This window comes from Burkholderia guangdongensis, from assembly GCF_013403875.1.
GTDB classification, from domain to species: Bacteria; Pseudomonadota; Gammaproteobacteria; order Burkholderiales; family Burkholderiaceae; genus Burkholderia; species Burkholderia guangdongensis.
In genome coordinates this window covers 1-281 of record NZ_JACBNX010000081.1, presented here as the reverse complement: position 1 = coordinate 281, position 281 = coordinate 1, and the positions used below count along the sequence as shown (strand labels likewise).

The 281-nt window shown below is 59.8% G+C and carries 1 pseudogene; it reads left to right on the top strand.

Annotated elements, in window-relative coordinates:
* Positions 1-281 (top strand): annotated as a pseudogene (locus HZI36_RS27645) (IS110 family transposase); the annotation flags it as partial.

Here is a 281-nt window from a genome sequence, read left to right as displayed (position 1 = left end):
GCGCGAGCAGTTGGTGAAATTCCGCACGATGCAGAGCAACGGACTGCGTGGATTGCTGGCGGAATACGGCGAGGTGATGAGCCGGGGACGAGCGAAACTGGACATGGAAATACTGGCGGCACTTGGCCGGCTCGCGGAGCATCTGCCGGCGGCACTGATCGATACGTTGCGTGAACAGTGGAACGGGTTGGCGAGACTGGACGAGCAGATCGCCGGGATCGAACGCCGTATGCGTGAATGGAAGAAAGAAGACAAGGCGGTTGCCGCGATCAGCGAAATTC